Source organism: Streptomyces mauvecolor, assembly GCF_039532965.1.
GTDB classification, from domain to species: domain Bacteria; phylum Actinomycetota; class Actinomycetes; order Streptomycetales; family Streptomycetaceae; genus Streptomyces; species Streptomyces violascens.
This window is the reverse complement of record NZ_BAAASQ010000004.1, coordinates 233850-246435: the sequence shown is the minus strand read 5'-3', so window position 1 is coordinate 246435 and position 12586 is coordinate 233850. Positions and strand designations below refer to the sequence as shown.

Below are 12586 nucleotides of genomic sequence, written 5' to 3'. Positions count from 1 at the left end.
GGCCCGGAGACGGCGTCCCCGGGACCCGGGCCAGGGTTTGGCTCTGGCCATGTTGGCTACCCGGCGTGATGAACCCTCGACGGGCTCCCCCTCGCGGGACGGGACGACTGGAGGACGGGTCAAGGCATGAACAATCGGCTGGGATTGGGGCTCGCGGTGGGCGCGGGCTATCTGCTCGGGCGGACGAAGAAGGCGAAGCTCGCCTTCGGCATCGGGACACTGGTCATGGGCAAGCGCCTGCAGCTGAGCCCGCGGGCGATCGCGGACTTCGCGGCGGCCCAACTGGCCGACAATCCGCAGTTCAAGGAGATCGGCGACCAACTGCGGGAGGACCTGCGCGGCGTCGGCAAGGCCGCGACGGGCGCGCTCCTCAACCGGCAGATCGAGGGCATCGCCGACCGGTTGCACGACCGCACGCTCGATGTCCAGGACCGTATCTCGGGCGTGGTGCCGGACGTGCCGGGCTCGGCGGAGTACGAGGACGAGAGCGAGGGCGAGGACGATGCCGAGGGCGAGGGGCGGGCGGACGAGGAGGGCAAGGTGTCCGCCAAGCCGTCTTCGCGATCCCCTTCATCCTCTTCGAGCAGGGAAGGGGCATCCTCGAAGTCCCGTCCGGCCGGGCGCGTGTCCGCCAAGTCCCCGTCGACCAAGGCGAGTTCGGCCAAGAAGACCGCCAAGTCCGTGCAGCGTACGGCCAAGCGGGCACCGGCGAAGAAGACGGCCGGCCGGCGGAGCGGCCAGGGTGGTGAGGGCCGTGGCTGAGACCAGGAATCCGCTGGCGCAGAGCCCCGCGGCCGACCGGCTGAAGCAGGAGCTCCAGGGCTATCTTCTCGCGCAGGGGGAGCGGCTGCTCATGGGCGTGGGCCACAAGCTCGGCGAGACCACGGTCAAGCTCAACGACATCGCCGAGGGCCGCAGCCCCGGGTTCGCCAAGCTGGCACTCGAAGGCGGCCGCAAGGTCGCCGAGGGCAAGGGACCCGTCCGCGCCGCGGTGGAAATGGGCGCCTCGCATCTCAAGGACAACGCGAAGGAGATGCTCAAGGGGCTCGGTGGCAAGCGCAAGAAGGGCGGAGCGGGACGCAAACCGACCGTCATCATGGAGTCCGTGGACGTGGGCGTCCCGGTGCGCGAGGCCTACGACCAGTGGACCCAGTTCCAGTCGTTCGCCACCTTCGCCAAGGGCGTGAAGAGCGCGACCGTCGCCGACGACACCACGTCGGACTGGAAGGTCAAGGTCTTCTGGTCCAGCCGCAGTTGGAAGGCGCACACCACCGAGCAGGTGCCGGACGCGCGCATCGCGTGGACCTCCGAGGGCGCCAAGGGAACGGCCAAGGGCGTCGTCACCTTCCACCCGCTCGGCGAGAACATCACCCGCGTCCTGCTCGTCATGGAGTACTACCCCAAGGGGCTGTTCGAGAAGACCGGCAACATCTGGCGCTCCCAGGGCCGTCGCGCCCGCCTCGACCTCAAGAATTTCGCGCGGCACATCGCGCTGCGCGGCGAGGCCGAGGGCGGCTGGCGTGGTGAGATCAGGGACGGCGAGGTCGTCGTCAGCCACGAGGACGCGGTCGCCGAGGAGGAAGAGGAACAGCAGGCCGGGCAGCAGGAGGACCGGGCCGAGGGCGAGCCCGAGCGAGAGGACGAGCAAGACGACGAGCCGGAGGGCGAACCCGACGAGGAGTACGAGGACGAAACCGAAGGCGAAACCGAAGGCGATTACGAGGGCGAGTACGAGGACGAGGACGACGCCGCGTACGAAGACGAGGCGGACGGGGAAGTCGAGGAAGAGGACCCCGAGGAGGCCTCGTCCGCACGCAAGCGGCGTGCCTACGCGGGCTCCCGGAGCAACGGCCGCCGCTGACCGGCCGCGCGGGTCAGTGCCTGAGTAGCGGAGCCCGAGATCTGATGGACCGTCAAATATGGGGCTGCCGCAAGGACATGGGGAAGTGACCGCAGACAAGAAGGACCGCAGGACCCGGCTGACCGTTCTGGTGGCGCTCGGGGCCAACCTCCTCATTGCCGCCGCCAAAGCGGGCGCCGGAGTCCTGGCCGGATCGCCCGCGCTGCTCTCGGAGGCCGCGCACTCCGTGGCCGACAGCCTGAACGAGGTCTTCCTGCTTGCCGCGCTGCGCCGCAGCCGGCGCCCGGCCGACCAGCGGCATCCGCGAGATCGACAATGTGGCGAGTCTGCTGACGATGCGGCTCGGCCTCGACTCGACGCTCGTCGCGGCCCGGATCGACCTGCGGCCCGGCCTCGACAGCGAGGAGGTCGAGCTGGTTTCCGAGCGCATCAAGGCGGCCGTGGCGAAGGCATGGCCGGAGGCGGACCAGGTGTTCCTCGACATCACGGAGGCCCCGCCGAGCCCGCATCCCGCTCAGGACGCACCGGCCTGACGCTGCGAAACCCAGGTGCCCGAAACCCATCGGTGCCGTTCAGGGGCGTTCCCACGTGATCTAAGGTCGATCGGAAAACCATGCATAACGCCCATGCATGACCGCATGCATGGGGTCATGCACCGCACCATGGAGTTCGCTTTGGAATCGACGCCTTCGACACCTCCGTCCCCGGGCACGTCCTCCGGCCCGCAGAAGCAGGGCTGCATGGTCGGCCTGTTCTGGATCGACGCGGACAACGTCCACCTGGGCACGCCCGGCGCCGGCACGGCGTCGGACGTGCTGCTCACACCCGACTCGCTGCGGGTCGTCGGACCCGTGCCAAGGGAGTGGCCCTGGTCGGATGTGACCGCCGTCGAGGTCGTCGGCGCTCCGGTCCGTTCGGCCGGCGCACGGTGGGCCGGCCGCGCGGCATCGGTCGCCGCGGCCGCGCTGGACGTCTGGGTCCCGGGCAGCCCCGATGAGATGACGGTGGCGGTGAGCGCGGGGGGCGACCGCGTGGAGACCACTGTGCTGTCCGGCGCCGCGACCGCGTACAGCCGGCGCGAGGTCGACCTCTCCCGCGCGCTGCTCGCCCGCTTCGTCGACGGTACGTCCTCGCCCGCCGTCCTGAGCGACTGGTGGAGTGCGGCGGAGCAGGGTGTCCTCCACTCGCGTGGCCGCGAGGCCGTACTGGAGGAGTGGCTCGCGGCGCAGTGACCCGGCGACGCCCGTCGGGGGCGTCAACTGAGCGATGCCCGGCCGGTGTTGACGGCCGGGCATCGTGAGAACGCGGATGTCACATGTGCGGGCGCCCGTAGTAGCCGCCGATCTGCTCGTGATAGGCCGGGTCCCCGAGGTGCTTCTCCTTGTCGAACTCGGGGGAGTCCTTGATCTGTTCCTTGGTGCACGCGACGTAGATCTTCTTCTCGACCGCGTCGATGCGCGTGAGGACCCCGGCCGGCAGCAGGACGTGCTTGCCGAAGATCCAGGGGCCGGTGTCCACGACGATGTACGAGGAGCTGACCTCCTCGGAGTACTTGTCGACCTTGCCGATGCTTCCGTCGGTCGCCTCGACCTTGAACCCGGTCAGGTCGGTACCCGGCCGGTACGCGGCGGCCTGCGGGTAGGCCCAGATGTTCTCCATGGTGAAGGAGTCCCTTCGTATGGACGGTGGGTGCGGGGTGCGGACGGCGAGCGCCGTAGGTGCACGGCACCGCGGGTCCGCGCACCGCCCGGGTTCCCGCGGCCCCCGCCCCTACACTCCGCTCGGCGGGCCGAGCCGCTGCTTTCGGCCGATCGGCCGACCCGGGGCGTGCCGGAGGCCGCCTCCTGTGGTCGGCTGGTCGCAGCCCGACGACGAGCTGAGGGGTTGAGCAGCGTGAGTGCCGTGCAGGAGTTCCTCGACCGCCTCGACTACCCGATGTATGTCGTGACGGCGGCGGCCGGCGACCAACGGGCCGGGTGCCTGGTGGGGTTCGCCTCGCAGTGCTCGATGGTGCCGGTGCGGTTCATGGTGTGGCTGTCCACGGCCAACAGGACGTACCGCGTTGCCTGTTCGGCCGATTTCCTCGCCGTGCATCTGCTGAGCCGCGCCCAGTACGAGCTGGCCGCGCACTTCGGTGGCCGGACGGGCGACGAGGTCGACAAGTTCGCCGACATCGCCTGGCGCGAGGGGCCGGCGGGCACGGTCCTGCTCGACGAGGCCCCGGACTGGTTCGTGGGGCGCGTCGAGCAGCGTACGGACGGCGGGGACCACGTCGGGTTTCTGCTCAGCCCGCTGGAAGCAGCGGCTCCGCGACGGCGGGCGCCCGACTGGCAGCCGTTCCGGCTGAGCGACAGCGAGGGCATCGAGGCCGGTCATCCCGTGCCGGGTGCATGAGTATGCGTACGCCTGCCGACGAACCCAGACGAACCTGGAGAACCGCATGACCGCCGAACGCACTGTCCTGATCACCGGAACGTCCTCGGGCATCGGCCTGGCCGCCGCGGTCGGCGCGGCCCGGGCCGGCCTGCGGGTCGTCGCCACCATGCGCGACACGGGGAAGGCGGGACCGCTCAGGGAGGCCGCGGCCGAGGCGCGGGTCGCCGACCGTGTTGCCGTGAAGCGCCTGGACGTCGTCGACGCCGGGTCCGTCATGGCCTGCCTGGGCGAGGTGATCGACGAGTACGGGCGCCTCGACGCGCTGGTGAACAACGCGGGCGCCGGGTACGTCGGCACCGTCGAGCAGGACGGCATGGACCCGGTGCGCGCCACGATGGAGGTGAACTTCTTCGGCGTCGTCGAGGCGACCCGCGCCGCCCTGCCCCATCTGCGTGCCTCGCAGGGCCGCGTCATCACCGTCACCAGCGTCGGCGGTGTCGTCGGGCAGCCCTTCAACGAGGCCTACTGCGCGGCCAAGTTCGCCGTCGAGGGCTTCATGGAGTCCCTCGCGCCGGTCGCCGCCACCCTCGGAGTGCACGTCACCGTCGTCGAACCGGGCGCCGTGGCCAGCGAGTTCGTCGCGAGCCTGGAGCTGGACGTACCCGCCCTGCTTGAGGCCGCGGGCCCGTACGCCCCGGCGCTGCGGGCCTACGTCGAGCGCGTCACCAAGATCTTCACCAGCGCCCAGACCCCGGACGAGGCCGCGGCTCCCGTCATCGCCGCGCTCACCGCCGACCGGCCGCCCTTCCGGGTCCAGACCTCCGACTGGGCCCGGGACTTCACCGGCGCCAAGCTCGCCGACCTGGACGGCTCGGCCGTGCAGTCCCTCACCGGATCGTGGGTGGGCTGAGGAGAGGGCGTCAGACGGCGCGGGTCTTGGCCAGCAGCTCGCCGATCTCCGCGGTGGTGCCGGTCTCGCCGAGCCGGGGGAAGATCCGCTCGATGCTGTTGAGGTGGGCCTCCGGGGTCAGGTCGGTCATCGCGTCGGTGGCCAGCGTGACGTGGTAACCGTGCTCGTGCGCGGCGCGGGCGGTCGACTCGACGCCGATGCTGGTGGCCACGCCCGTCAGCACGATCTGGCTGATGCCGCGGCGGCGGAGCTGGAGGTCGAGGTCGGTGCCGTGGAACGCGCCCCAGTTGCGCTTGGTGACCCGGATGTCCTCGGGGTGCCCGGACAGCTCGTCGACGATGACGTCCCAGCCCTCGGGGCGCTGGGCGCCGGCCCCGTGACCGGCCTCCGTGCGCCCCGGGGCGGCGTCCGCTCCGTCGGCGGCGAACGAGACGCGTACCAGGACGACGGGAAGCCCGTGCGAACGGAAGGCGTCGGCCAGCTCCACCGTGCGGGCCACGACGTCGGCGGCGGAGTGGGGCTGGGTGGGCGCGGCGACGATGCCCCGCTGGAGGTCGATGACGACGAGTGCCGTGTGCGGGTCGAGCGTGGTGAGAGCCATGGTGGTGCCTTTCTTGTGTGCTGCTCAGGGGGTGAGCCGGCCTGGTGCGCATGGCCCGGACGGCGGGCGCCTCAGGGCTGGGCGAGGCGTTCGAGGAGAGCCATCGCCTCGGTGATGGTGGCGCGCTCTTCCTCGGTGTAGCGGTCCTGGAAGGCCTGGGTGAGCCACTCCGTGCGGGCCTGCCGATTGCCCTCGGCGCGCTCGCGGCCCGCCGAGGTCAGAGTGACCAGCTGACGGCGGCCGTCCTCGGGGTCGGGGCTGCGCTGGATCAGTCCTTGCCGGCCGAGCGCCGCGAGCGTGGCGGCCATCGACTGCGGCCGCACCCCCTCGGTGGCCGCGAGGGCGCTGGCCGAGGCGGCCCCGCCCTTGTCGATGAGAGTCAGCGCGGACACCTGCGAGGGGGTGAGGTCCTGTGTGTCGGCGACCTCCCGGAGCCGGCGCCGCAACCGGCTGAACACCACCCGCAGGTCGCGCGCCGCGCGGACGGCGGACACGGAGATGCCGTGAGGGATGTCTTCCATGCCCTCACCGTAAATTCTTCAGGCAAGACTGTCCAGTTTGGGCTGAACAGATTCGGCTGAAGAATTTCAGGTTCCTCCGCCTCGGCCCGACGGCGCGCTGCCGTCCCGGCCGGAGGAGCCCCCGCTCAGGTATCGGCGCTGGTTCTCACCGCCTCGGGCGGCCACACCACATCGACCCGTACGCCGGCCGCCCGCGCCGAGGCCACGACGTCCGCGGTTCCTCCGCCCCGGCCCGACGGCGCGCTGCTGTCCCATACGGCCACCAGGCGGTCCGCCCCCTGGAGCAGGCGGCGGTTCGCCGCCTCGTATGCCTCGCGGCCCGCGTGCTCGTACGGCATGACCAGCACCTCGTCGGCGGCGTCGAGAAGGGCGTCGAACTGTGCCAGGTCCGCCGCCCGCACCTCGGCCTCCCGGTAGTCGCGGGACGGGACGATCGCGCACAGTCGGCCGCCGAGGGCCAGTACTTCCTGGGCGAAGAGGGTGTCGGCGCCCCGGGCGATGCACGAGCGCCCCACCAGGTCGCCTCCCTCGAACTCTCCGAGCAGTTTACGGAGTTCGGTGCGCACCGGCCCGGTGGCCTCCGGGGCCAGGTCCATATGGCCGGTGACGGCGATCGTGGTCACGTGACAATTTCCTTCCGGGCCAGGGCGGTTGTCCGTCACGCTACGGGACGGTCCGCCGCGCATCACACCGCGAGGGCGATGAATCCCAGGAGGTAGGCGCTCGCGAAGATGACGGGGATCCAGCGCTCGACATGGGTCAGCGGCAGATAGACGCGCCAGTCCCGGCCCCTGCCGAGCGCCTCCCATTCGGCCCGGTGGAACGCGCGGGCCGGAAGGCGCTCCTCCAGGGCGCCTATGACCTGGAACTTCCCGTCGTTCAGCTGCCGGTAGGAGCTCAGCGTGAACCACCACGCGGTGCACAGGGCGAGCAGCATCAGGAGGCCCGCGAGGAGCAGCAGGACCGAGATCCTGCTGTGCTGCGACTGCGACAGCCACGCGCCGAGGAAGGCGACCAGGCCGCTGTGGAGCGTGAGGAAGAAGGTGTTGGCCAGATTCCGGCGGGCGCTGACCCGGTCGGCCATCTCGACGCACAGCTTGTACTGCTCGAAGACGGCAGCATGGTACGTCGCCTTCTCCACGCCGTAGTCGGACTCGGTGACGTCCTCGTTCCACACTGCTTCGCTGATCTCGGCCATGGCGGCATCATGCCCCAACCGCCACCGCCCGACCCTCGTCTTGGACAACCCTGATCCGCCGGCCGGGAGCGCAGCTGGTGACGCTGCGTCAGGAAGAGCAATTCTCCGCGCTCTTATGGGAGTTGAGGACCTGCGGGAGCGGGCGCCAACGCAAAGCGCCGCCGACCAGGTGCTTGGCAACCGGTCAGCGGCACTCTCGTACAGCTGCTTGGCGTCGGCGGACGCCGGGGTGGGTCAGGAGCGGGGGCCGCGCGGCTCGTCGGCCTGCTGCGCGCTCTTCGCCCTGTCCTTCTCGTGCTTCTCCTTGATGCGGACCGATTCCTTGCGGACCTCGGCCTGCGTGGCGCGCTCCTTCTGCAGCCACTCCGGGTTGTCCTGCTTCAGCGCGTCGATCTGCTCCGTGGTGAGGGCCTCGGTGACCCCGCCGCGCGCGAGGCCCGCGATGGAGATGCCGAGCTTGGCCGCGACCACCGGCCGGGGGTGCGGGCCGGTCCGTCGCAGGTCCTGCAGCCACTGGGGCGGGTCGGCCTGCAGGGCGTTCAGTTCGGTACGCGAGACGACACCCTCCTGGAACTCGGCGGGGGTGGCCTCGAGGTACACACCCAGCTTCTTCGCCGCGGTCGCGGGCTTCATCGTCTGGGTGGTCTGGTGCGACGTCATGTGTCAAGAGTAGCGAGCGTGTGCGATACCGCTGACCACGACCGGTAACCTGGCGGAGTGACAGGCTCGGAAGAATCCCCATCGTTCCGGCTCGCCTACGTTCCGGGTGTGACGCCGAGCAAGTGGGTGCGGATCTGGAACGAGCGGCTGCCCGACGTCCCCCTCACCCTCAGCACGGTGACCGCCGCCGAGGCGCCCGACGTGCTGCGCGGCCGCGGCGCGGACGCGGGATTCGTCCGGCTGCCGATCGACCGTACGGATCTCAGCGCGATCCCCCTCTACACCGAGACGACGGTCGTCGTGGTCCCCAAGGACCACCTCGTGGCGGCGGTCGAGGAGGTGTCCGCCGAGGAGCTGGCCGACGAGATCGTGCTGCACCCCCTCGACGACACCCTGGACTGGGAGCGCCCGCCGGGCCGTCCCGCACTGGAGCGCCCCGCCACCACGGAGGACGCCATCGAGCTGGTGGCGGCCGGAGTGGGCCTTCTCGTCGTGCCGCAGTCGCTCGCCCGCCTGTACCACCGCAAGGACCTCACGTACCGGACGATCACGGGCGTCCCCGAGTCGCGCGTGGCGCTTTCGTGGCCGGAGGAGGAGCCCACTCCCGACTTGGTCGAGGAGTTCATCGGGATCGTCCGCGGCCGTACGGTGAACAGCTCCCGCGGCCGTACCCCGACGCCGCCCCAGCCCAAGCAGAAGCGTTCCGACAAGGGCGGCGCCCAGCGCAAGCCCGCGGCGGGCAAGGCGGGGGGCAAGTCGGGCAAGCCCGGCGCCAAGAACCCGCGCGGCGGCTCCGGCGCAGCGAAGGGTGCCGCCAAGCGCGGCAAGCCCCGCCGCCGCCCGTAGCCCCCGCGCCTACACGGCGGCCTTGCTCGGCGCTGCCGCCTGGACGGGCTGCGGCTTGCCCCGGAGCGGGACCTCCTTGACGCACAGCGCGGCGACGAAGGCCGCCGCGCAGAGGACCGCGGCGGTCAGGAAGATCTGATGGGTGCCCCGGACCACCGCGTGCAGGTAGGCGTCCCTGGCCGCGGCGGGCAGGGACGCGAGCTGGCCGGCGTCCGGTACGCCGCCCGACGCCGTACCGGGCAGGTGGGCGGTGACGGCGCCGGTGAACAGGGAGCCGAAGACCGCGACGCCCAGTGATCCGCCGACGGTGCGGAACAGGTTCATCGAGGCCGAGGCGGCGCCCATGTCACGCATCTCGACGCTGTTCTGCGCCATCGTCATCACCATCTGCATCTGGGCTCCGAGCCCGATGCCCACGAGCGCCATGTAGCAACTGGTCAGCGTGCGCGAGGTGTTGACGTCCATGGTGGACAGGAGGAGCAGGCCGGCCGCCATGCAGGCCGCGCCCACCACAGGGAAGATCTTGTACTTGCCGGTGGCCGACATGTACCGGCCGCCGAGCTGCGAGACGAGCACCACCGGGATCATCATCGGCAGGAGCAGCAGCCCCGAGTCGGCCGCCGAGGCCCCCTGAACAGTCTGCTGGAACAGCGGCAGATACAGCGCGCAGCCGAACATGACGACCCCGGCCACCAGGATCAGCGCGGACGCCAGCGGGAAGTTGCGATGCCCCGTGAACACCCTCGGCGGAAGCACCGGTTCGGCGGCCCGCTGCTGCGAGGCGACGAACGCGGTCGTGCCCATGGCGGCCAGCGCGAACAGGCCGAGGACCTGCCACGAGATCCAGGCGTACGTCGATCCGGCCCAGGTCGCGGCCAGGACGAGCGCGCAAATGGTGGCCGTCATCAAGGTGATGCCCCGCCAGTCGACGCGCGCGGGGGAGCGGTGCGCCGGCAGGCGCAGCATCAGCAGACACCAGACGAAGGCGACCGCGCCGAGCGGCAGGTTGAGGAAGAAGGCCCAGCGCCAGCCGATGTGCCCGGTGACGAAACCGCCGAGCAGCGGGCCGCCGACCGTGCCGATCGCCATCACGGACGCGGTCATGCCCTGGTAGCGGCCGCGTTCGCGCGGCGTCACGAGGGAGGCGATGAGGGCGAAGGCGCCGGCGCCGATGCCGCCGGCGCCCAGGCCCTGGACCACCCGGAAGGCGATCAGCTGGGTCATCGACTGGGCGGCTCCGGACAGCGCGGAGCCCACCACGAACACGGCGACCGAGGCCAGATACATGTGCTTGCGGCCGTACAGATCGCCGAACTTCCCCCACACGGGAGTCGACGCGGCCGTGGCCAGCGTGTACGCGGTGACGACCCAGGCGATGTGCTCCAGGCCGCCGAGGTCGCCGACGATCGTCGGCATCGCGGTGCCGACGACCATGTTGTCGAGCATCGACAGCAGCATGGCGAGCATGACACCGAGCAGCGCCCAGCGGACGTTCCGGGGCGCGACGGCCGGTTCGGGTACGGATGCGGACATGGCTGATCACTCCTTCCACGAGGGACATGCGAGTGGTGAGGGAAAGCCGGGCGGAAGGGGGCGGAGCGCCGTGCCCGGCCATTCCAAAAAACCACACTCGCTAAAAAAGTGCAACGAGTAAACTTTTCAATCGTGCCAACCCGGAGGTAGGGTGATCGTCATGACCGAGACGATGGGGCGCCGGGAGCGCAAGAAGGCGGCCACCCGGCAGGCGCTGGCTGACGCGGCGCTCCAACTGTTCCTGGAGCGGGGCTACGACCAGGTCGGCATCAAGGACATCGCCGATGCCGCCGATGTGTCGACGACGACGCTGTTCAAGCACTTCTCCGGCAAGGAGGCGCTGGTCTTCGACGACGACGCGGGGCAGGAGGCGGCCCTCGTGGCCGCGGTGCGCGAACGCCCGAAGGGCCGGTCCATCCCCGCGGCCCTGCGCGAGCACATCCTGAAGAACAAGATCGACGCAGGCGCCGGGGACTCCGCATTCGCCCGGTTCACGGCGCTCGTGGACGGCACGCCGGTGCTGCGCGAGTACGCGCACCGCATGTGGCTGCGCCACGAGGTGGCCCTGGCCCAGGCCATCGCCGAGGACATCGGCGCCGCGCAGGACGACCCCGTGTGCGCGGCCCTGGCGAGGTTCGCCCTGGAAACCCTGAGCCTGGCGAGGGCCCAGCCCGACTCGCGCAGGGCGGTCGAAGCCGCCTTCGCACTCCTTGAAAAGGGCTGGCAGGTCGCAGCGCCCTGAAGGGGCGGGGCTGAATGTCCATCAGGATCCGGCCCCCGAAAGCCGGGCCGGGCCTTCCGGTGTGCCCGCTCCGGGGCGACGTAACCTTCCTGTGGCCGGGCGAGGGCAGCCGCCGCCCGGCGTACCGGAAAGGAACAACCTCCAGGTGAGAGCAGTGTTCGGCGTGCTCGGCGCCGTCCTCGTGCTCGGGATCTTCTCCTCGGTGCTGCGCACCCTGGTGATTCCCCGGCCGACCCGATCCAGCTTCACCCGGACCGTCCAGCAGGCGGTGCGCTGGCCCTTCCAACGGGTGGCCGACCTGTTGCGCGGGGCCGAGGCCAAGGACCGGGTGCTCGCGCCGGTCGCGCCGCTGTCCATCGTGGTCACCCTGATGGGATGGCTGCTCTTCTTCATGATCGGCTACGGGCTGCTCGAAGCGGCGGTGAGCGGGCTCGGCCTGCGGGAGTCGATGACCGAGTCCGGCTCCTCGCTCTTCACCCTCGGTTTCGCCGCCGGCAACCGGGCCAGCCTGAATGCGATCGACTTCTGCGCAGCGGCCACCGGGCCCATCGTCATCGGCCTCCAGATCGGCTATCTGCCCACCCTGTACGCCGCTTACCAGCGCCGTGAAACCGAGGTCACCCTGCTCCAGGCGCGCGCCGGCAGCCCGCCCTGGGGACCCGAGATCCTCGCCCGGTACGCGCAGGTCGAGTTGGTGAACAGCATCGGCGAACTGTTCGCCGGATGGGAACGCTGGAGCGCCGAGGTGGGGGAGAGTCACACCACCTACCCGGTGCTCATCCACTTCCGCTCCCCGAAGGCGACCCGCAACTGGCTGATCGCCCTCCTTGCGGTGATGGACGCGGCCGCCCTTCAGCTCGCCTTCAACCCGTCCCAGCCACAGGCCGACGTACGGATGGCGCTGCGCGCGGGATTCGTCTGCCTCCGCGACATCGCCGACCTCCAGGGCATCCCGTACGACCCCGATCCCCACCCGGACGGCCCGCTGGTCCTGACGTACGAGGACTTCCTGGTCGGGGTGGCGCGCATGCAGGAACAGGGCTATCCCGCCGAGCGCGGCGCCGAGGAGGCATGGCCGCACTTCCGGGGGTGGCGGGTCAACTACGAGGCGCTTGCCATGCGGATCGCGCGGGACATCGACGCCGTGCCCGCGCCGTGGTCCGGGCCGCGCCGCACCCCGGTCGCCATCCGCACCCCGGTGACTCCGATCAACCGGAAACCGGCGCCCGCACCCCCGTTCAAGAGTGCGTAATGAGCCAGAAGTTACCTCCAGGTATCTAGTGACTTATCACGCAAGCGCCAGTAGAACCTGTTCTCACTCCATCGAGAGTGAGGAAT

The 12586-nt window shown here is 70.6% G+C and carries 15 protein-coding genes and 1 pseudogene; 9 read left to right on the top strand and 7 right to left on the bottom strand.

Going from position 1 to position 12586, the window contains the following annotated elements; genetic code table 11:
* Positions 1-126 precede the first annotated feature (126 nt).
* The 4 genes and pseudogenes from ABD346_RS04270 (at position 127) to ABD346_RS04255 (ending at position 3093) form a co-directional block, all read left to right on the top strand.
* Positions 127-762 (top strand): DNA primase, encoded by a 636-nt coding sequence (locus ABD346_RS04270; RefSeq protein ID WP_344371643.1) that lies wholly within the window; start codon positions 127-129, stop codon positions 760-762.
* Positions 755-1861 (top strand): SRPBCC family protein, encoded by a 1107-nt coding sequence (locus tag ABD346_RS04265; protein ID WP_344371642.1) that lies wholly within the window; start codon positions 755-757, stop codon positions 1859-1861. Before ABD346_RS04270 ends, ABD346_RS04265 begins: the two co-directional genes overlap by 8 nt.
* A gap of 58 nt (positions 1862-1919) precedes the next feature.
* Positions 1920-2394: pseudogene (locus ABD346_RS04260) on the top strand (cation diffusion facilitator family transporter).
* A gap of 117 nt (positions 2395-2511) precedes the next feature.
* Positions 2512-3093, top strand: a complete 582-nt coding sequence (locus tag ABD346_RS04255) for a hypothetical protein (RefSeq protein ID WP_344371640.1) — start codon at positions 2512-2514, stop codon at positions 3091-3093.
* A 79-nt stretch (positions 3094-3172) separates the two neighbouring features.
* On the opposite strand, the gene ABD346_RS04250 is transcribed toward ABD346_RS04255, so the two are convergent.
* Positions 3173-3520 (bottom strand): PRC-barrel domain-containing protein, encoded by a 348-nt coding sequence (locus ABD346_RS04250; RefSeq protein WP_344371638.1) that lies wholly within the window; start codon positions 3518-3520, stop codon positions 3173-3175.
* A 234-nt stretch (positions 3521-3754) separates the two neighbouring features.
* Here ABD346_RS04250 and ABD346_RS04245 point away from each other — a divergent pair, with 234 nt between their 5' ends.
* Positions 3755-4255, top strand: coding sequence for a flavin reductase family protein (locus ABD346_RS04245; protein WP_344371637.1), 501 nt, complete (start codon positions 3755-3757; stop codon positions 4253-4255).
* A 46-nt stretch (positions 4256-4301) separates the two neighbouring features.
* Complete coding sequence (locus ABD346_RS04240) at positions 4302-5147, top strand: SDR family NAD(P)-dependent oxidoreductase (protein WP_344371635.1); 846 nt, start codon at positions 4302-4304, stop codon at positions 5145-5147.
* Positions 5148-5157: 10 nt separating this feature from the next.
* On the opposite strand, the gene ABD346_RS04235 is transcribed toward ABD346_RS04240, so the two are convergent.
* The 5 genes from ABD346_RS04235 to ABD346_RS04215 form a co-directional block, all read right to left on the bottom strand.
* Positions 5158-5748 (bottom strand): hydrolase, encoded by a 591-nt coding sequence (locus ABD346_RS04235; RefSeq protein WP_344371633.1) that lies wholly within the window; start codon positions 5746-5748, stop codon positions 5158-5160.
* A gap of 71 nt (positions 5749-5819) precedes the next feature.
* Positions 5820-6269, bottom strand: coding sequence for a MarR family winged helix-turn-helix transcriptional regulator (locus ABD346_RS04230; RefSeq protein WP_344371631.1), 450 nt, complete (start codon positions 6267-6269; stop codon positions 5820-5822).
* 125 nt (positions 6270-6394) lie between these two features.
* Positions 6395-6892, bottom strand: a complete 498-nt coding sequence (locus ABD346_RS04225) for a hypothetical protein (RefSeq protein ID WP_344371628.1) — start codon at positions 6890-6892, stop codon at positions 6395-6397.
* A gap of 62 nt (positions 6893-6954) precedes the next feature.
* Positions 6955-7467 carry a RipA family octameric membrane protein gene (locus ABD346_RS04220; protein ID WP_344371625.1) on the bottom strand — a complete coding sequence of 171 codons (513 nt, stop codon included), beginning with the start codon at positions 7465-7467 and terminating at the stop codon, positions 6955-6957.
* A gap of 234 nt (positions 7468-7701) precedes the next feature.
* Positions 7702-8127, bottom strand: coding sequence for a DUF5997 family protein (locus ABD346_RS04215; RefSeq protein ID WP_344371624.1), 426 nt, complete (start codon positions 8125-8127; stop codon positions 7702-7704).
* Positions 8128-8184: 57 nt separating this feature from the next.
* Between ABD346_RS04215 and ABD346_RS04210 the strand changes: the two genes are divergently transcribed.
* Positions 8185-8973: a LysR family transcriptional regulator substrate-binding protein gene (locus tag ABD346_RS04210; protein ID WP_344371623.1), complete on the top strand. Its 789-nt coding sequence runs from the start codon at positions 8185-8187 to the stop codon at positions 8971-8973.
* Between the two features lie 9 nt (positions 8974-8982).
* Here the strand turns inward: ABD346_RS04210 and ABD346_RS04205 are convergent, their stop codons facing one another.
* Positions 8983-10506: an MDR family MFS transporter gene (locus ABD346_RS04205; protein WP_344371621.1), complete on the bottom strand. Its 1524-nt coding sequence runs from the start codon at positions 10504-10506 to the stop codon at positions 8983-8985.
* 160 nt (positions 10507-10666) lie between these two features.
* Here ABD346_RS04205 and ABD346_RS04200 point away from each other — a divergent pair, with 160 nt between their 5' ends.
* A complete protein-coding gene (locus ABD346_RS04200) occupies positions 10667-11248 on the top strand; it encodes a TetR/AcrR family transcriptional regulator (protein WP_344371620.1) in 582 nt (193 codons plus the stop codon).
* Between the two features lie 145 nt (positions 11249-11393).
* Positions 11394-12500 (top strand): hypothetical protein, encoded by a 1107-nt coding sequence (locus tag ABD346_RS04195; RefSeq protein ID WP_344371618.1) that lies wholly within the window; start codon positions 11394-11396, stop codon positions 12498-12500.
* Positions 12501-12586 lie beyond the last annotated feature (86 nt).